Genomic DNA, 20,603 nt, shown 5'->3' with positions numbered 1-20,603 from the left:
TGGGCGGGCTGACGAGGTGGATCGCCGTCTGCCACCGGGGGTCCGCCCCCTGTGCCGGGTCCGCGGGCGCCTCGTCGGCGAGGACCGTGAGCGTGAAGTCGTCCGCCGTCAGCGAGGGCAGGCCGTCGGGGAGCTGCTTCGCCCGGGCGGCCAGCTCCCGCCCCACCTCTTCCCGGAAGGCCGCCGCCACCGCTTCGGCCCGCTGCCGCCCGGCCTCCGGGGCCCGCCCGTCGGCGTCCTGGGGCAGCCCGTTGCCGCGGCCGACGATCCGCACCTCGTCGGGCCGCACGCCGAACTTCCAGCGCGGCAGCGCCCCGGCGACGGACTTGCGGGCCAGCTTCCGGACCGACTCGCGCTCGTCGGAGGACAGTTCGAGAGCACCGTCCCGGAACGGCAGCAGCGTCGCCGAGCGCGGCGTGGCCGGGGCGCGCCGGGCCGCCGCCGGCCGCGGCTCCGAGCCGGTGGCGGGTGCGGTGAACACCGGGCCGGCGCTCGTCGCCACCGAGGAGCCGGGCAGCAGTGCCGGGGCGGAAGCGCCGGGCACCGGCCGGCCGATACCGGGCACCGGACGCGGTCCGGCCGCGGTCGCCTCGGCGGGCAGGGGCGCGTGGTCCGGCAGCGGGTCCGGTACGGAGCGCGGCGCCGGCGCCGTCTGGTCCGACCAGCGGGGGGTGCTCCGGTTCCAGGTCAAGGGTGCGTCCGGGGTGTCGGCCGCGGGCAGCAGTTCGAGCACGGCGGTGCCGTCCCGGCCGATCGCGGAGACCCCGGAGTCCTGCGCCGTGGAGTGGACATGCCGTCCGAGCCGCTGCGCGGCGGCGTCGGCGAGTCCGGGGGCGCGCCGGTCCAGTTCCGGGATGTCGAGCACGACACCGGTGCTCAGTTCTTCGGCCTGCAAGGCGGGGTCGGCGGCGAGGAGTTCGAGGAACTCGGCGTGGGTCGCGCGCCAGGTCGCTCCGTCCACGGTGAGCAGGAGGAAGTCCGCGTCGGCCGGGTCCAGTTCGGCCCGCACCAGGTAGGGCGCGGGCTTGTCGTTGCCGTGCCGGTCCTTGTCCCCGGCCCAGGGGGCGGCCTTCCTGCCGTCCGCCCCGGCGGTCTCGGTCAGGTCCACCACCGACCGGTCCGCGTCGCCCGTGAAGTCCCTGCCCTGCCCGGTCGCACCGTCGAGGTAGCGGGTGCTCAGCCGCGTGGAGTCACCCAGCACGCCGCTCTCTTCGAGGTGGAAGGCGGCGGCCACCGCCGGGTCGGAGGCGTCACGGCCCTCGGCGAAGGCCCGGGTCAGCAACCGGCGGGCCGCCTCCTGCCGCGCCTCGTCGAGCGGCTCGGCCGGGTCCAGATGCAGCAGCCGCCGCATGAGGGCGGGTTCGCCGGAGCCGGCGCGGGCCAGCAGTTCGTGCGCCTCGACCCGCGCCCAGAACATCCAGGAGACCAGCCGCCGGCCCGAGAGCCGGGTGCGCGGCGCCTCGGCGGTCAACCCCGCCGTGCCGGTCCGGCCGAGCCAGGCGAGCGCCGCCTGCAGCGCAGGCGTCGGCACCGTCGGCAGGAAGTCGGTCAGCGTGGTGTCCCCGGCCACCCGGGCAGCTTCCAGCACTGCCCGGTAGCCGGCCTGATCGACTCCGCTCCGGCCCGCCGGATGTGCCGCGACCATCCGCTGGAACGCCCCCAGGGTGAACGGGCCGGCGACGCTCAGCCTCGGGTCGGTGCGCCACATCCCCTCCAGGGCAGCGGCGCCCGCCAACAGGTCCGGGAAGCCGTCGGTGTCCTGCACGTCCCGGCCGAAGGTCAGCTTCAGCGCCCGCAACAGGAGCAGGGTCCGGCTCGGCACGGCCGGATCGACCGCGCCGTCTCCGGTGTGCAGTCCCGCCTCCCGCGCCCACTGCTCCAGCGTCTTCACCGGGGGTTCCGGACGGAACAGCTCCACCCGGGGGAGCCGCCCTTGGGCGTCGGTGTACTGGGCGTGCACGAGGCGGCCGTCGTCCAGTTCGCCGACCAGGTGCGTCCGCTCGAAGGAGCGCACCCACATCTGCGTCTCGTTGGCCGTGGCCTGGCCCTCGGACACGTCCCGCAGCGGGTCGACGACGTACGGCGGAGGCGCGGCGTGCGCCATGTTTCGCGCCTGTCGGGTGATGTCGGGCGCTGTGCCGTGCCAGCAGCGCGCGACGCTGAGCCACTTGCCCCGGAAGAGCTTCGCGAGACGGGCGTTCCAGGCTCTGCGCTGCTCCGCCGCGAGGGCGAACCCGGAGCCGTCGAACCGGCGGATCGCCGTGATGCCCGGCCCGCCGTGCCCGTAGTCCTGGATCGCGTCGCCCTCGGACATGCCGGGAGGTACCGGCAGTGGGTGCTCCGCGGACAGCGCCCCCGTGGCGGGGTTCTGATACACGAACGTCTTCTGCTGGTCCAGCGTCCGGCTGAACCTCTCCCTGACGTGGACCAGTTCGCCGGACCGGAAGTGCATCGCCCCGGTCCGCCGTCCGGTCTTCTCACTGACGACCGTCCGGACGTCGGCGCCCCAGAGCCAGTCCGGCACGTTGTCGTCGAGCGGCAGACCCGGCTCCACGGCCACCCACGTGCCGACCGGCTGCCCCTTGCGGTGCACCACCTCGATGCGTCCGGAGCTGCTCACGCGGGGTGTCTCGCCGCTGTACGACCACACCGTGCGGCCGGTGCGGTTGGCGATCATCCGCAGCAGGAGCTCGTTGTAGCGGTTCGCGAAGGGGACGAGGAGCACCACCGGGTCGTTCGTGCCCAGCCCCGCCTGGGCCACCTCCCGGGCCGCGACCTCGACGGCCTCCTCGATGCTCAGCTCCCAGAACGCCTCGCTCGGCAGCCGCATCACCACCTGGCCGGGCAGGCCCAGGCCGGCGATCACCAGAGGGTTCCCCTGCCAGGGGACGCTGCTGCCTGCCGGACCGGCTCCCGGAGTGTCGAGCCGGGAGGTGTCGAGCTTCGCGACGGGGCGGTCCGTCCAGTTCAGCCCCGGCACCGGCCCGCCGTCGCCGGTGAACCGGCGCGTCCGGGAGGGGTCGGTCACTCCCAACCGGTCCAGCACCGTGGGCTGCTGGAGGTGGAAGGCCGCGAGCTGCCCGAAGGTCGTCAGCCGCGCGTTGCGCTCGGCCCGCTCCATCAGCACGGCCAGCGCCGCCCGCTCGGTGTCGCCCACCACGGTTCTGGAGGGCAGGTGCAGCACCTTGCGCACCTGGTCGTCCGGGCGCGGCTTCGGCCTGCCGAACCGCTGCACATCGTGTTCGGCCAGCTTGTCGAGCCGTTTCACCGCCCTGTCGGCGGACGGACTGGGGACCTGGATGGTGGTCGGTCGCGGCCGGGCCGGCCGCGGGGAACCGTCGTCCAGGCTCATGGAGAAGGAGAAGTCGCGCAGGGTGAGCGCCTGCCGTCCTGGCGGAAGGCTCCGCTGGAGCGCGGCCAGTTGCCCGCGCAGTTCCTCGCGGAAGACAGCCGCCACCGCGCGCGCCCGCAGCTCCGCGATCCGCTCGGACTCCGAGCTGTCCCGTTCCGCGGCGGGGTGGCCGTCGGCGAACGCGACGATCTTGACCCGCGGGGGGCCGACCCCCAGCCGCCAGTGCGACTCCGACTCGACCGCGAACTTCCGGGCCATCTCCTCGACGGCAGCGCGCTCGTCGGCGGTCAGCTTGACGCGGCCGCCGGAGAACGGGACCGCCGTCTCCCGGCGCGACGCGGGCGCCGCCGCGGTCACGGGCGCGGCCTGTACCGGAACCGTGGCGGGTGGGGCGTTGGTCGGCAGCACGGATGAGTTGCGAGTGCTGACTGGAGGCAGGTTCGGGCGGGGCGGGTCGCCCTCGTCCGGAGTCGTCTTCCGCCACGTCACCGGGGCGGCGGTCGCTCCGTCGCGTTCGGGGTAGACCGCGACGGTGTAGACCTTCGTCTCCGGGTCGAAGTACAGCCCGACCGGCCCGTCGGAGGTCCAGTTCGACTTGGCCGTGTTGCGGGCGAACTCCCCCGGCAGACTCCCGAGCACCGGATCGTGCGGGGTGCCGTCGGGGAGGGCGTGTGCGAACGCCGCGATCATCGGGGTGTTCTCGAGCCGCTCCAGCAGCTCCGGGTCCCGGCCCGCAAGGTGGGCCAGCTCCTTGTACGGCGCGGTGCCGTCCTCCGCTGTGTACACGACCGGCGGCGGGGTGTCCTGCTGCCCCTGCTGCTCCCTCTCCACCTGCCAGGGAGCCTTGTACGTGCCGCCGGGCACCAGCGACTTCCCGTCCTCGCTGCTCTTCAGCAGCGTGACGACGGTCGGGTCGAACCGTCCGGAAGGCTCGGGGGCCGAGGCGCCGACGCGGAGCCTGCGGCCCCAGAACCGCCCCGCCTCGTCGGTCAGCAGGGTGTGCGAGGACAGCGCTCCGCGCTGCTCCAGGTCGAAGGAGGCCAGCGCGTCGAAGTCCCGCTCGTCGCGCCCGGCGGCCACGGCACGGCGCACTGTGTCGACGGCCCGCGCGTACTGCGTCGCATCCGGAGCCGGCAGGTGCAGCACCTCTGCGGCGAAGGCCGCGTGGTCCGGATACCTGCCGCGGAGGCGTTGGGTGGAGTGCTCCGCCCACAGCGCGTCGTGCCAGTCCGCCTCGTCCAGCGCCTCGTCGGGGGCGAGACCCAGCGTGTCGCGGACCCGCGCCTCCGCCTCCGGCCGGGTCCCGCGGTGCAGCCACTGCTGGGCGTCGTCCAGTTTCTGAAGCTCCAGCCAGGCGGTGAGCGCCTCACGCCGGCCGCCGTCCCACCTGCTCGCCGCGTCCCGCAGCAACCGCTGATATGCGTCGCGGGGACTGGACGGCGGCCCGGCCGCTTGGTTGTGCTGCCGCTGGAGACGCCTGTGTTCCGCTCCGAGGGACTCCAACAGCTCCCTGGTGAAGCGGCGGGTGCCCGGGCGGTCCAGCGACGGGTCGGCCCTCCGCATCCGCTCCAGCGCGCCCATCCCGCCGAGCAGCCGGCGGAATTCGGGGTGCCCCGGCTCGGGGTGGTCGGGGCGGCCCTCCACGAAGGGGCCGAAGACCAGGCGCAGCGCGTGCACCAGCCGCAGGGTCTGCTCCCGGACCTGCGGGGAGGCCGGGCCGGGGCCGTCGTGCAGGTGCGCCGTGCGCGCGTAGTCGTCCAGCGTGCGGCCGTCCGGCTCCGGCGCGGCGATGTCCCAGCCCGCCTCGTTGCCCCGCTCGTCCGTGTAGACGACGGGCACGGGTTCGTTGGTGCTGCCCAGCGACGTGACTTTCAGCTTTCGCACGGCCGCCATCTTGTTCCGGGCCGCGTAGACGATCATTCCGGTGTCGGTGGAGGAGAGCTGCGCCACGGTCCTGGGCGCCAGCGCGTCGAACCTGGCGCGTCGCGCGCCCTGGACCGACGGGGACTCCGGCGTGTGTCCCCCGCCCAGCCCTCTGGCCCGGGAGCCGTAGCAGTTCATCAGCACGAGAGGCGTGCGCGGCGGCAGCCCGGCCTGCTGGACCATGGAGGCGATCCGGCGTGCCGACTCCACCTCGTCGGCCTGCTCGTATCCGCCCTCGCGGGTGGCCCAGAAGGTGACGCCCGGCTTGCCGTGCATGATCGCGAAGAACGGCTGGGAGAACCCGGCGCCGCGGTACGGCAGCTTCCGCAGGATCGGACGCAGGGCCCGGCCGAGGAGGCGGACGAGGTACGAGGACGCCTCGCCGAGCCGACTGTAGACCTCGGTGCGCTGCCAGGCGTGGTCCCGCCCGGCGGCTACGGGCAGGGAGACGAAGCCGTTCACGCGGCCGCCCGCGTCGGCGAGCGGGAAGGCGGTCCACGTCCGGTCCCGGTCGAAGGTCCGGCCACCGCGCTGGGCGAGCGCGGCCGTCGCGGTCCCCGGGTCGCGCATCAGCCAGCTCGGATAGGTACCGACGCCCTCAGGGGCCCGCAGCACGGGAGCGCGACGGCCGGCGAGACCGGGGAGCGGCTCCCAGGCGAACAGGCCGTTGGTGGCGTGCACTTCCCGCTGCTGCGCCGCCGCGAGCCCGTCCGTCAGGTCGAGGTCGTGCGCGGCGCCCTCAGACATCGCCAGCAGATAGGGCAGGTGTTTCGGGACGTCCTCGCCGTCCCGCATCGGATCCAGGCCCTGCAGCGCGAGGAACACCTCGGGCGGCACGGCCCGGCCGAGCATCCGGAGCGCCGCCGGCTCACCGGTGAGCTCCGACGCGTTGTCGGCGGCCAGCACGTAGGCGTCGGAGCCCCATGGGCTGAGCGTGACGCCCTGGAGGGTTGCCTGCCCCCGGGCGCCCAGCACCTGCACCGCGGTCTGGCTCAGGTCGGCGTCCTTCGAGCGGCCCCCCGCGGTCCAGTCCCAGCCCCGGGGTCGGTTGCGGCTGTCGGTACGGAGGAACTGCGGCTCGAACGCGCCCTCCCGGTACAGCCGGACCGCCGACAGCTCCGCGAGGCTCTTCGCGTCCCGGGCCAGGGGGTCCCGGACGAGCTGGAGCAACTGCCGTTGCGCAGCCGGGGTCACCTGTTCGTCGGGCCGCAGCAGCAGTACCCGGCGGGTCAGCTCGTCCAGGTCGAGGTCCCCGCTGCTCAGCTCCCGGTCCGTCGAGCGGAGCGTGTCCAGCCGCTTGAGCAGCGAGACGGCCCCGGCCGGGACCTCGCTGCCCTCGAATGCGGGGGTGAGCAGCGCGCGGTGGTCCGGTGCGGCGGTGCCCGTTGCCGCGACGGGCACGGTCACCGGGGCCCGACGCGGCCCGGTGGCGGGCTCCGGGCCGGAGCCGGGCGGGGGCGCGTTTGTCGGCCACACGGGCCGCCGCCCGGCGGCGGGGGGCGCGGCGCGGCGCGGCCCGGACGCCGGGGCCGCCGCGGGCCCTCCGCCCGGCTCGGAGTCGGAGTCGGAATCCGATTGCGCGTCGGAACCGGAGCTGGACTCCTCGCCGGAGGCCGCCTCTTCCTCGGAGCTGGACTCGTACTCGGAGCTGGAAATGGACTCCGAGCCGGAGGTGGACTCGGCGTCGGAGTCAACCTCGTCGCTCGACTCCTGCACCGGTCGCGCCGGGATGTGCGCCGCGGTCCCCGAGACGTTCGTCGGAATCGACGTCGTCGGGCCCCGCCCCGATGCCGGGCCGGCGACGACCACGGGACGGGCCCACGGGCCGGACGGCTCGTGGTCCGACTCGGTGTCGGAATCGGACTCGGAATCCGTCTCCGATTCCGACTCAGCGTCGGAGTCCGCCGTCTCCCCTGTCCAGCGCTTCGGCAGACCCAGCGCGTCGCGCCGCAGCGTGTCGGCCAGTTCGGCGGCCGCCGCCAGGTCCGGCCTGGTCTGGTTCAGCAGGTGCTCGGCGACCAGCCGGACCGCGGCCCGGAAATCGGACCCGGCGTAGCGGGAGTCGGCGCGGACGTCGTGCAGCTCCAGCGGCAGCACCAGGGAGACGGCGGCGGTCCAGGCACGGTCGATGTCCGTCTGCGTGACATTGCCGGAAGCGGTCTCCGCGAGCCGTTCGTCCGCGAACTCCTGCCGCGCCGCGTCCCACAGCCTGCGGGCCGTGTTGGCCGCCGCCGTGTTCAGCGCCTCGGGCCAGGTGCCGGGGCGCAGCATCCGCAGCTGTGCCTGCGGCAGCGGCGCGAAGCCGCTGAGGAGGACACGGTCGCCACCGTTCAGGTCCCGTTCCAGCCGCTGGCTGACGGACAGCTCGACGCCCGCCGCGTCCACGTCCGCCTGTTCGACGGTCTCCTGCGGCGCGGCCGGGGGCAGCCCGGCGGGCAGGTCGGCACCGGTCAGCTCGCGGGCCAGCCACTCGAGGTGTGCCCGGTCCCTCGGCACGAGGGGGTCGCGAGCCGGGCGACCGGGTCCGGCGCCGATGTCGGTGGCGGCGTCGCCGGTGCTGTGCCCGTCGTCGGAGGAGCGGGCCGCGACCAGGTCGGCCGGGGGTACGCCCAGGTCCAGCAGGCGCGCCTCGGCGCTCTCCACGTCCGCACGGGCCCGGGCCACGGCGGTCCAGGCCGCCGCCGTCGTCGCCTCGTCGGTGCCGGCCCGGGTCGCCGACTCGGCCGCTGCGACAGCCTCCCGGAGGACGGCAAGCATCCGCTGATGCCCGCTCCACACGGCGTCGAGCACGGGATCGGGCGCGGGCTGCGGGGGAAGCGTGTCGGGCAGCGACGCGGTGTCCGGCAGGGACGCCGTGTCCGGCAACGACGCGGTGTCCGGCAACGACGCGGTATCGGGCAGCGACCCCGTGTCCTGGGGCGGCAGGGTGTCGGGCAGCGACTCGGTGTCCGACGCCGGCTCGGTGGGCGTCCCCATGGCCGCCTCGGCCGCTTCCCCTTCCTCGGCCGCTTCCTCTTCCGCGGTCAGCGGCCGGATCCGCGGCTCCGGCAGGCGTGGCGGCGCACCCTCCTCCGGGAGGATCTCCTGCCACGGGGCGGGCCCCGCCTCGGACTGCCCCTGCTCCGGATAGAGCGCGACCGTATAGCGCCCGGTGGCCTCGCTGCGGTACAGCCCGACCCGCCCCGCGGTGAACCATGCCGGCCGGTCCGCGCCGCTCGCCAGCAGGCCCGGGCCGCTCCCGCGGACCTCGGCACCGGGCGTCAGCGCGTGGGGCAGCACCATGATCACGTCGACGTCCCAAGCCGGCCTGCGCAGCTCCGGGTCGCGGGAGAGCAGCTGGGCGAGCTGCTCGGCGGGGACGGTGGCACCGTCCTCGCCCAGCGCCGCGGGGTCGACGACGTACACGAAGGGCGCGGGCCGGTCGGGCTGGTACCAGCGGGCGCCCACCCGGCCGCCGGGGACGTACTCGCCGGTCTCGGGGTCCTGCTCCAGCAACGTGACCCAGCGGGGGTCGAAGTCCCCCGGAGGATGGGGACCGCCGGTGAGGAACCTGCCCCAGGACGGCCTCGTGGCGGGGCGCGGCAGCGGGGCGGGCATCAACCACGGGGGCGGCTGCAACGGTGGGGGCTGCTGCTGGGGCTGCGGGGGCGGCGGGTCCTGGTCGGGTTCGGCCGCGCGCAGCAGCGTGTCCGGTGCCAGCGCACCGCCCCTCTCCAGGCCGTGCGCGGCCAGCGCATGGATGTCCCCGGGGTCCCGGCCGGCGGCCAGTGCCCTGCGCACCGCGTCGACGGCCTCCCGGAAGCGCGTCGCGTCCGGGCCGGCCAGGCGCAGCATGTGCTGGGCGATCTCGCCCCTGCCGAAGCGGCGCCGCAGGGCCCCGACGGTCCGGACGGTGCTGATCTCCAGCCAGAGCGCCCGGGACCGCTCCGTGTCGCCCACGGGCTCGGTCGGCCGCATCCCCAGGCTGTCCCTGATCCTGGCGTCCAGGTCGGGGACGGAGGCCATCCGCGCCAGCATCCCGGTGATGCGCGGCAGCGGCAGGAAGCCGGACAGCCGGGGCGGGGTCTCGCCGCGGCGGACGGCCCAGGCCCGGGAGGCGTCCGCCAGCAGCCGTTCGTAGCCGCGGCGGTCGAATCGCGGTATCGGCGAGGCGCCGGTGCGCGGGTGCCTGCTGCGGTGGTGCGCCCGTCCGAGGGCGGCGAACAGCTCGGCGGTGAACCGGCCGGCGCCCGGCAGTCCCGGCGGATCGAACGCGGGGTCGGCCTCCCGCATCCGCTCCAGGGCGCCGATGCCGTCCAGCAGCTGCGGGAAGTCGGGGCGGCGCTCGACGAAGACGCCGAGGGCCAGCCGCAGGGCGTACACGAGCCGCAGGGTCCGGGCCCGCGCCTCCTCGCTCGCCCTGCCGGGGCCGAGGTGCAGATGGGCCCGCCGCGCGTATGCGTCGAGCACCGCCCCGGTGGGTTCGGGCCGGAAGGTGCGGATGCCCGACCGGCGCCGGTCGCGGTCCCGTCCCTCCTGGAACTGGACGAGCACCGGAGCGTCGGAGTCGATCTGCGGCCATACGTCGCGTGCACGGCCCGCGCCGGTCACGTCCTCGATGTAGTACAGCGTCCGGCCCGCGTCGTTGGCGGCGAACTGGCCGACGTGCCAGGGCGTGAGCATGTCGACCCTGGCGGGTGGACGACCGAGCGCCGGCAGATCCTGGAGCTGACGGTCGTGGATCCCCGGCCGGCTCTGGTGGGCGGACAGTATGACGGCGGGATGCTCCGGCGACAGCCCGGCGAGCGCCACCTGATGCGCGATCCGGCGCCCGGACTCCCTGGCTGCGACCCGTTCCGTCCCCTCGCCCGGGGTGAGCCAGGCGGTGGAGTCCGGCACGCTGCGCAGGTCCACGAGGACGGGCCGACGCGGCGGATCGGCCGACCACGGGACCAGGCTGACCAGATCGCGTCCGGGGCGCCCGCCGACCGCACGGACGACGCGCAGCGCGATGTGCGCGAACCGGCCGGGGAGGAAATCGGTGTCGGTGTGCGGGGACCGGGAGACGAAACCCCAGAAGCGGTGGTCGCCGCCGATGACCGGTCGGGCGATCACGTTCCGGTTCCAGCCGGCCGGAGCGCCTGCCCGCAGCCGGTCGGCGGCGTACACCGTGGCCGGGTCCCGCAGCAGCCAGCGCGCCCGGACCTGTCCGTGCTGGTGCCGCAGGGTGAGCACGGGGGCCGAGCCCTCGGCAGGAGCCGCCCAGCGCGGCACGCCGTCGGTGGACCACGCCGCCCGGCCGTACCGGCGCACCAGCCCGTCCTGGAGGCCCAGTTGCCGGGTGGCGGTTTCGTGCCCCGGCAGCAGGAAGGGCACCCGGCGCGGGACCGTGGGCAGCACCGGGTCGAATGCCAGCAGTTCGACGAGCACGTCGACGGGTACTCGCGGCAGGGTCCCCCAGGGGCCCGTCAGGGAGACGTGGCCCGTACCGCTGCCGCCCACCCCGACGACATAGCCGCCGGTTCCCCACGGGGCGGACTCGACCCGCTCGGAGACCGGCTCGCCCGACCGGTCCCGCACCTCGGTCGCCGTCCTGCTCAGGTCGGCGTCGGACGGTACGCGCCGGTGGGTCCACTCCCAGCCGCGGTGGCGTCCCCGGGCGTCGAGTGACCGGGCGCTGTCGTCGAACGCGCCCCGCCGCACGAGATGGACGGCGGAGAGCACGGCCGGGCCGCGCGCGCCCTGGGAGCGGGAGTCCCGGGCCACGCGCAGCAGTTCGTGCTGGTGCGCGGGCGTCACCGTCGCGTCCGGTCCCAGCATGAGCACATGCCGGGCCAGCGCCGCCAGGTCGAGTGTCCCGCCCCGCAGCTCCGGTACCTGCTCGCGCAGCCGGTCCAGCGCGGCCAGCGCCGTGTACGCGGCGTCCGGATAGTCCGCGCGGCCCCTCGGCGGCCCGGCCATCGCCCGGAGGGCCTCGGCGTAGATCTGCCGCTGCGTGCCGGTCAACCGGGGTGCGGTACTGGTCGGCTGCGGTGCGGGAGCGGTCGGCCGGGCCTGCCGGGAGCCGGACGGCGCCCCGGCGGCGGACCCGTTGGAGGCAGCAGCGGCTCCGTCGGACACGGCGGCGACGGGACGCGTGACCACCCGGCGGGAGGGCGCCCCGTCTGCGGCCCCCGTACGCGACGGCCCGGCGTTGGTCGCCGGAGGGGCGGTCCGCGGAGCGGACGAGGAAGCCGGGAGGGGGCGGCCCGACATCGAGTCGCCGAAGTCCGCCGTGGCCTGCCGCCAGGTGCCGGTCGGGGCCGCGTCCTGACCGTCCGCGGGGAAGACGGCCAGGGTGTGGACGCCGCGTGCCTGGTCGAAGTACCGGCCGGCCGGGTTCGTCGAGCCCCACCAGGTCTTGCCGGTGTTGCGGGCGAGCTCCGGGAGGACGCCGAGCGGCAGCGTGGTGATCACCGGCGTGTCCTCGGGGCGCTTCCGCAGCGCGGGGTCGCGGTAGGCGAGGTCGGCGAGCGTCCCCAGGGGAGGCACGCTGCCGGGCCTTGCGCCGTACACGAAGGGGGGAGGGAAGGCCGTCCCGTCCGGCCGCTGCGCCGCCCAGGGGGAGTTCTCCGTGGCGTACGGCTCGAACCCGCCGCTTCCGTCCCGCTTCCGCCTCATCAGCGTGACCACGGTGCGGTCGAAATCGGCGGGCGGATCGTTCTGGACGCCGAACGTCCTCGCCCATGCGGCGCCGCTGCCGTCCTTCGACAGCGTGGCGTCCGACAGGGCACCCGCCCGCTCCAGGCCGTGCGAGGCCAACTGCGCGATGTTCCCGGGATTCCGGCCCGCGGCCACCGCCCGGCGCACAGCGGTGGTGGCCTCGTCGAAGCGTTCGGGCGCGGGGCGGGACAGCAGCAGGACGTGCTGTGCGAACGCCCCCCGGTCCTGGACCCGGGCCAGCAGCTGGTCGGTCCTGATCCGCGCCCACAGCGTGCGGGACCGCTCGTCTTCCGTGACCTCGGCGGCGGTGTCCAGACCAAGGGCGTCCCGGACCACGGCGTCGGAGTCGCCCAATGCCGAGGTGACGTGCGGCAGCGGCAGCCAGCCCGACAGCGGCAGCCCCCGGGCCGTGGACCGCACCCGCGCCGCGTCCGCCAGCAGCAGCGCGTAGCCGTCCGCGAGCGAACCCCGGGAGACGCCCGGACCCCGCAGCCGGTGGTGGGCCCGTGCAAGCTCCTCGAACAGCTCGACGGTGAACCGGAGCGCGCCCGGCTGGTTCAGCGCCGGGTCCCGGAGGCGCATCAGCTCCAGCGCCCCGATGCCGCTCAACAGTTCCCGGTAGTCCGTCCGGTCCTCCACCCTGGCGCCGAAGACCAGGCGCAGCGCCCGCACCAGCCGCAGCGTGCGCTCCCGCACCTCCTCGGGGGCCGGCCCCGGGTCCTGATGCAGACCGGCAGCCCGCGCCACGGCGTCAAGCGCGGCGCCCTTCGGTTCGGGGCGGAAGACCATCCACTCCGCCGCCGGCTCCCGTTCGTCCGTGTAGAGCGAGAGCACCGGCTCCTCGGCCCGGGAACCCGGACGGAGCCTGTGCATCTCCACGACCGCGTTCACGTAGGGCGTGGCGTACACCGTGCGGCCGGTCTCGTTGGCCACGAGCTGGCCGTAGGCCACGTCGGCGAGCGGATCGGCGCCGTCCGGCCGGCCGCCGGTCACCGTCGGGTTCGGCAGCGATCCCCGCGAGGCGGACAGTCCGCCGTAGCAGTTCAGCAGGACAAGTGGGTGATCCAGCGGCAGACCGGCAAGCGCCGCCTGGTGGGCGACGCCACGTGCGGACTGCTCCCCCGCCACGCGGACCTGCCCGGAGGGCGTGTACCAGAAGGCGAATCCCGCTCCCCCGTGGTTGTTCCCGAAGAGCGGCGGCGGTGTCCCGTCCTTGATCCAGGGCAGTTCGTGCAGTGTGGCGCCGCCGGTGTTCCGTCCCGGACGGTGGCGGTAGTAGCCCCTGGCTTCCCTGAGCCGGCTGTAGAGATGGGTACGTCCGGCGCGCAGGGCCTGCACCGTGTTGAGCTCCATCGAGATGTAGCCGAAGTAGCGGTGGTCCTCGCCGACGAGAGGGAAGGCGATCTCGCGGCGGCTCCAGTCCACATCGGCCCGGCCCGGCCTGGCTGCCCGTGCCGTCTGCGGGTCCCGCACCAGCCAGCGGGAGCGGATCTGTCCGCGCAGGCCGGACAGCACGAACGTGCGGCGCGGCGGCACCCCGGGGTCCGTGAGGCTCAGCGCGCCGGTGGGTGCCCAGACCCGCCGGCCGTGCCGCATGGCGAGCCCGTCCGGGAGGTGGACGTTCCATCCGGCGACATCGGGCGCCGCCAGCAGGAAGGAGGCGCGGGCCGGCAGTTTCCGGTGTCCCTCGTCCAGTTCGGTCAGCTCGACGAACACCTCGTGCGGCACCGCGCGCACGAAGTCCCCCCGGCCGCTGATCCACACGTGCGTCTGATCGCTGCCGGCGGTCGCGTACACATACGGCGTGGGCTCCCCGCTCCAGGGGCTCTCCTGCAGCAGCGTGCGCTGCGCGGCCGGGTCGCGTACCGAACCGGTCAGCGTGCCCGACCTGCTCAGGTCCAGGTCGGCGGGCAGCCCGGTCCAGTCCCAGCCCTGGGGAACGGTCTCGGTGCCGCGGCGGAACCGGGGATCGAACACGCCCTGGCGCACCAGGTGCACCGCGGACAGGACCTCCAGGTTCCGCGCGTTGCGTGCGATCGGGTCCGCCACTGTCAGCAGCAACTCGTGCGCCTCGGCCGCCGAAACGGGTGCGTCCGGCTCCAGCAGCAGCACCCAGCGGGCCAGCGCCTTCAGATCGAGAGGGCCCGAGCGCAGCGCGGGCACCTGGGAGCGGAACCCCTCGAGGCGCGCCAGCGCCGCCCGCGCCTGGGGCGAGAAGTTCTGTCCCGGTGGCGGCGTGCCGTACAGCGCCGCGAGGATCGTCTCGTGGTGCTGCGCGACATTCTGCGGCAGCGGCTGGAGAGCGGGCGCGGACTCCTGCGCGGGCCCGGCGGTGGACGCGGCAGCCGGGCCCTGCCGGGAGCCGCGGCGCGACACGCGCCGGGTGTCGCGGGAGGACCTCCGCCCGGCCTCGCCCGCGGGCGCGTTCGTCCTGCCCAGCGACGGGATGACGGGTTCGGCTTCCGTCGTGCTGTCCACGGGGCGTGCGAACACCCGCTGCGGCGCTGCCGCGGGGGCCTCACCCCGGGCGGTGTCCGCTGCGCGGGCCGCCCCGTTGGCCGGCGGCACGGGCAGCTCGCGCGGCGCGGCGCGCCGGATGACGGTGGGAGCGGGGCTCGGGGATTCCGACTCCGCGAACACCGGCTCCGCGGTCTCCGGAACTGGACGCGCCAGGTTGGCGGGGGCGTTGCCGCCGCCCGGCGTACCGGCGGGAGTCGCGGGCCTGCTGGGCGAGGAGGCGGGATGATCGGCGTGCGCGGGATGAATGGGGGCCCAGGAGTCCTTGTGGGCTGCCTGCCCGGTCGGGCTCGGGTACACCGCGATGGTGCGCACGCCGGTCGTCGGATCGGTCCACACCCCGGTCGGCAGCTCGGACCCCCAGACGGGCTTGCCCGTGTTGCGGGCTATCGCACCCGGTCCGTCGGCCCAGGGGTCGGAGCCGGGCGGTATGGCCTGCTTCCCGGCCAGTACCACCGGGGAGCCGTACTCCCGCTGCCGCAGCTCCGGGTCGTGGTAGGCGAGTGCGCCGAGTACGTCGTCCAACGGCTGGTCGTCGGCCAGGTCGTAGAAGAAGGCGGGATCGGTGTCGCCACCGGACCAGGGGGCGGCTTCGGTGTCGAAGGCCTCCAGCGTCCTGCCGTCGGGCCCCAGGCGCAGGAGCGTGACGGTGGTGGGGTCGAAGGGTCCGGAGCCCTGGGCCTGGCGTCCGAAGGACCTGCCCCACGGCATGTCGTATTCGTCCGTGTTCAGAGTCGCCGGGTCGAGCTCGCCCCTCCACTCCCGGTGGAAGGCGATCAGGTCGTCCATGTCGCGGGGGTCGCGGCCGGCTGCCAGCGCGTCGCGCACCACCAGCTTCGCCTCCGCGACCCGCCTCGGGTCCGGGCCGGGCAGCTGCAGCAACTTCGCGGCGAACCCCCCCTCGTCCTGGATCGACCGGAGGAACTCGGCGGTCCTGGCTTGGGCCCACGCGGTCCGCGACCACTCCGCCTCGTCGACCGGCCCGGCGTCGTCGGGCAGGTCCAGCACCTCCCTGACCCCGCCTTCCGGATCCGGAGCGGACGACAGCACATCGAGTGCGTCGGTCAGGTCGCGCAGCGGGAGCCACCGGGTCAGCGGCCCCTGCCGCCCCTTGTCCCACTGGTTCGCCGACGCCTTCAACAGACGGGTGTACTCGGCGACGGTGGCGCCCGCGGCTTCCGGCCCGATACCCGCGTGCTCGCGCACCAGGGCGTCGAACAGCTCCATGGTGAACCGCATCCCCCCGGGGCGGTTCAGCGCCGGATCGGCCTGCCGGCGCGCCTCCAGCGCTCCGATACCGCTCACCAGCTTGCGGTAGTCCCCGCGGCTCGCCACATCCGGACCGAAGACGAGCCGCAGTGCCCGCTCCAACCGCAGGGCCCGCTCCCGCACCTCGTCCGGCGCCCGGCCCCGGCCGTCGTGGAGGTGCGCCCACCGCGCGATCCGGTTCAGTTCGCGGCCTGCCGGCTCCGGCAGGAAGAGCGTCCACTCCGCCCCGTCGCTGCGCTCGTCCGAGTACACGCGGATGAACAGCTCGGCGGGATGCCGACGGGCCACGAGACCCGGCGCGCTGCTGAGAGCGTTGGAGTAGTTGGTCGTGTAGACGGCCCGTTCCGCCTCGTTCGCCGCGTACTGCCCGACGGCCGGATCGGAGAGCGGATCGGCACCGACGGGCCGCCGCAACCGGTCGGCCGGACTCGGACGACCACCGCGCACCGGAGGATTCGGCGTCGTCCAACGGTCGCGGCCTCCGGGCATCGCTCCGAAGCAGGACAGCAGGACGACGGGGTGCTTGCGCGGCAGACCGGACTCTGCGACCTGGTGCGCAACCCGGCGCCCCGACTCGGGCCCGTCGACGATCTCGACGCCGTCGTGCGTGAACCAGGCACTCCATCCGGCGCCACCGTGGAAGTTCGCATAGAGCGGGCGGGGCTGCTGCTCCTCGACCCACGGCAGGAGGCGTGCGACATACGGCTTCTGACGGCCGGTGCGGAAAGGGATGTACGACGTGACCCTGGTGAGCCAGCTGTAATGCCGACTGCGTGCGGCCCCCTCGTCGGGCTCGGCCGCGAGGTCCATCGAGATGAAGGCGTTGAGGCGGTGGTCCGCGTCGGCCAGCGGGAAGGCGATCTCCCTCCGGCTCCAGTCGATCGCGCCTCCGTGCGGCAGCGCCGCGGCGGCCCGCACCACGCCCGGCTCCCGCCGCAGCCACTGCCCGTGGAAGCCCTTCCCCTTCTGGATCTGCCGCACGAACACATGCCGGTTCGGGTCGCCGGTCGTCGCCGCCCATCGCGCGGCGCCGGTGGGAGCCCACACATCCCGGTCGTGACGGAGCGCCAGGGCGTCCTGGAGATGGCGGTTCCAGGCGCTGATGTCGGACATCGCCAGCAGGACGGGCACGTCCCGGCCCACCGTGGGCAGTACGGTGTCGAACTCCATCAGCTCGAAGAACACCTCGGAGGGCACGAGCTGCGAGAAGCCCTCCTGTCCGCGCACCACGACGCCCGCCTGGTCCGACTCGGCGGTCAGCAGATACGGCTCAGGTCCCCGGCTCCAGGGCGCGGGGCCGTCATCGGTGAAACTGGTCGCCCCACCGTCGGGATCGACCACCTCCAGCGCCGACCTGGTCACATCGGCGCTGACCGGCACACGTGGCCTGTTCCAGTCCCAGCCCCGCGGCCTGCCGCCGGCGCCCCACCGCCGGAACCGGTCGTGCAGCACCCCGTGCCGGACCAGGTGCACCGCGGACAGACCCGCCAGGGTCCCCACCCGCTCCGCCCGCGGGTCCGCCGCCACGCGCAGCAGCGCGTCCAGCTCGACCGTGGTGACCGGTGCGTCGGCGCTCAGCATCAGCACCCGCTCGGCGAGCGACGCCAGGTCCAGCCAGCCGCCCCGCAGCTCCGGCACCTTGGCGCGCAGCCGCTCCAGCCGGGCCAGCGCCGCACGGGATCCGGCCGGATAGGACTGCCCGGCGGGCAGCGGGCCGTAGAGCCCCCGCAGCAGCGCCTCGTGGTGCTCGGCGACTCCCCGCGGCATCGGCGCGGGCCCGAACCCGGGCGCGGCCGGGACCACCGGTGCGGTGGCGGGCCCAGTCGGTGGCCCCTGACGGGAGCCTCGGCGCGGCATCCGCTGCCGGGTACCGCGGGGGGCCTCCGGCCCGGCACCGCGCGTGGGCATGTTCCGCCCGTCCGGCGGCAGCAGCGACGGCCTGCCGTCCGCCGAGCCCTCCACCGGCCGCGCGAAGACCCTCGGACGGGGCTCCGCGCGGGGCGGCGCACCGGCCGCGTTCGGCGGTTGCAGGGCAGAGGTGTTCACCAGGTTCGGCACCGGGGACGACACGGACGACGCCGGAGCGCCCTGCGCGGTGACACCCTTGCCGGGAGCGGCCTTGTGCCAGGTGCCCGGTACCGCCCTCTGCGCTCCGGGCTGCGGGTACACCGCGAGGGTGAAGACCTTGCGCTTGTCGTCGTACCAGAGCCGGGTCGGGTGGGCGGACCCCCAGAACGTCTTGCCGGTGTGGTCCGCGAGGAGCCCGAGGTCGGCGGCGGGTACGAGTGTGGAGACCACCGGGGACAGTTCGGCGCGCAGGCGCAGTTCCGGGTCGCGGTAGGCCAGGTCGGCGAGCTGCGCGGACGGGACGCCGCCGCGCCCGGCGTACACGAACGGGTTCTGGCCGCCTTCCTCGTGCCAAGGAGCGGCCTCGGTGCCGAATGCCTGGAACCCGGTGCCGTCGGCCTTCCGCTCCAACAGCGTGACCGTACCGGCGTCGAAGCCGCCGGGGCGGAACTCCCGCTGGTGGAAGAGCCTGCCCCACTGCCGGCCGTCGCGATCCTTCCGGAGCGTGGCGCCGGACAGCGCGCCCGCCCGCTCCAGCCGGTGGGAGGCCAGCTCGTGGATATTCCTCGGGTCACGCCCGGCGGCCAGCGCCTTGCGCAGCCCCGCGACCGCCTCGGCGAAGCGGTTCGCATCGGGCTCCGGCAGTCCCAGCATGCGCTGGGCGAAGCTCGCCCGGTTGGCCGTCCGCTGCCCCGGGTCCTGCGCGAACATACCTGCGGCCGGGAGCAGTTGCTCGGTCCTGACCTGGGCCCAGAGGGTCCGCGACCACTCGCGCTCCCCGACCGGCGCCTCGAAGCCGGAGTCGGACTCCGCGTCCGAGTCCGAGTCGAGGTCGGAATCGGAGTCGTCGTCGGATTCGGAGCCGGTGGGGAGTCCCAGGACGTCCCTGACCACTCCCTCGGCGTCCGGCATCCTGTCGAAGGCGGCCAGTGCCTTGGTGACCGCGGGCAGCGGCAGCCACCCGGTCAGCGGGCCCTGCTCCTGGGCTGTCCATCGGTCCGCCGCGCTGGTCAGCAGACTCAGATAGCCGCTCTGCGGAACCGGCGCGATGCTCTGCGCGGCGCCGGAGTGCTGCCGCGCCAGCGCTTCGAACAGGTCCATGGTGAACCGCATCGCCCCGGGGCGATTCAGCGCCGGATCGGCCTGCCGACGCGCCTCCAGCGCCCCGATGCCGCTCACCAGCTTGCGGTAGTCCGCGCGGCTCGCCACATCCGCGCCGAAGACCACTCGCAGCGCCCGCACCAGCCGCAGCGCCCGCTCCCGGTCCTCCGGGGAGGCCGGATCGGGGCCGTCGTGCAGATGCGCCCACCGCGCCACCTCGTCCAGCGCCGCGCCCTTCGGCTCGGGGTGGAAGAGCAACCATTGGGCGTCGCCGCCGCGGATGTCGGTATAGGCGGCCTGCAGCGGCGGACCGGACTGGCCCACTCTGAAGAGGGTGGAGTTCCAGAAGACGGTGGCGTAGACCGGACGGCCCGTCTCGTTCGCGATGTGCTGGGCGCCGGCCATGTCCTCCAGCGGATCGGCCGCGTCGGGTATGCCACGCAGGTTCGGCGGGTTGGAGGTGACGCCCTCAGGGGCGAGCATCCCGCGGAAGCACTCCTCCAGCACGAGGGGATGCTCCATCGGCAGCCCGGACAGCGAGACCTGGTAGGCGACCCTGCGGGCGTGTTCCTCCAGGCCGACGCCTTCCACACCGTCCCGCGTCAGCCAGACGGCCGCGCCCGGCGTGCCGTGCATGGACGAGAAGAACGGCGCGGGCTTGCCCTCGCCCACCCAGGGCAGCTTCCGGGAGGCCTGGTAGCGCAGCCGCCCCGATGTGACGACCAGGTAGTTCTCCGCCTCGCGGATCCGCTGGCCGGTGTGGGACCGGCGCCAGTCCGTTCCCTTGGTGAGGTCGATCGAGATGAACCCGAAGACGCGGTGGTCCGAGCCGACCAGCGGGTAGGCCACTTCCCGGCGGTGCCAGTCGACGTCGGCGCCGTCCTGCCGCGCGCCCCGCGCGGTCTGCGGATCCCGCACCAGCCAGCGGGAGAGGATCCGCTCCTCCCGGCCTTCCAGCACGAACACGCGCCGGTCGCTCTCCCCCGGCTCGGAGACGGACAGTCCGCCGTTGGGAGCCCACGCGCTGCGGTCGAACCGCAGGGCGAGCCCGTCCGGGAGGTGGAGGTTCCGCCCGGCGGCACCAGGGACGGCGACCAGGAAGGGGACGTCCTTCGCGAGCTTCCGGTGCCCCGCGTCGAACTCCATCAGTTCGGTGAACGCCTCGAAAGGCACCTGCCGCCGGAATCCCCTGAGTCCGCGCACCCGGACCCGCTCCGGGTCGCTCTCCGAGGCGGCGAGGACATACGGGCTCTCGGCGCCGCTCCACCCGGCGGCCTCCGTGGCGAGCGGGGTGCCGACGGATCCGGTACGTGTCGCCCACGTCCTCAGGTCCAGGCCGGCGGGCAGCCCCTCCCGGGTCCAGTCCCAGCCGCGGGGACTGCTCTCGGTGCCCAGGCGGAAGCGGCCGTCGAGCACTCCCTGGTCCACCAGGTGCAGCGCGGACAGCCGCGCGAGGCTCCGCGCCTCCGCCGCTCGCGGATCCCGCACGAGCCGCAGCAGTTCCTCGGCCCCCGCGGGGGTGTCCGGCTCCCCCGGCTCCAGCATCAGCACATGGCGGGCCAGCGCGAGCGGGTCGAACACACCGTCCCGCAGGCCCGGGGTCCGGACGCGCAGCCGGTCCAGCCGCCGCATCGCCTCCAGCGACCCCGCGGGGATCGTCCTTCCCCGGTAGAGCATCGTCAGGAACCGCTGG

Annotated in this window: 1 protein-coding gene (only partly in view); it reads right to left on the bottom strand. The window is 74.8% G+C overall.

All 20,603 nt of this window come from inside a single coding sequence — locus tag ACFYMO_RS00005, lonely Cys domain-containing protein (protein ID WP_388543177.1), on the bottom strand. Of the gene's 62,922 coding nucleotides, 13,025 precede the window and 29,294 follow it; the stretch shown corresponds to coding positions 13,026-33,628 (codon 4,342, partial, through codon 11,210, partial); reading right to left, the first codon wholly in view occupies window positions 20,600-20,602. Both codon boundaries (start and stop) fall beyond the window edges.

It is taken from the genome of Streptomyces sp. NPDC007025 (assembly GCF_042869455.1).
In the GTDB taxonomy this organism is placed as follows: domain Bacteria; phylum Actinomycetota; class Actinomycetes; order Streptomycetales; family Streptomycetaceae; genus Streptomyces.
This window is presented reverse-complemented; position numbering and strand designations above follow the sequence as displayed.